The 239-nt window shown below is 35.1% G+C and carries 1 protein-coding gene; it reads left to right on the top strand.

The genetic code is table 11. From position 1 onward, the window contains the following. Positions 1 to 53: 53 nt before the first annotated feature. Positions 54 to 239 (top strand): hypothetical protein (locus SB771_RS36795; protein WP_410722259.1); only part of this gene is annotated, 186 nt, incomplete at its 3' end.

Genomic DNA, 239 nt, shown 5'->3' with positions numbered 1-239 from the left:
GAGGAGAAACTACAGAACCCACAAATGGAATTTGGCTTTCGACAAATTTTCTCGTGGCAGAGAAGATGGCAAAGAGGTTAACAGAAGATAACGGCCAGGATGGATATGTTTATAGAGTAGAGCTTTTGGATGACACCGTTATTATGAATACAACAACTTTAGAATTGCCAAATGATATCTTTCTGAAATATAAAAAAAGTTTAGATTGTTTTAAGCGATGTATTACAAGAAATGATGGG

Origin of the sequence: Burkholderia sp. SIMBA_051, assembly GCF_046534915.1 — a bacterium.
GTDB lineage: Bacteria > Pseudomonadota > Gammaproteobacteria > Burkholderiales > Burkholderiaceae > Burkholderia > Burkholderia ambifaria.
The sequence above is the reverse complement of the archived record's forward strand: the minus strand, read 5'-3'. Positions and strand labels throughout refer to the sequence as shown.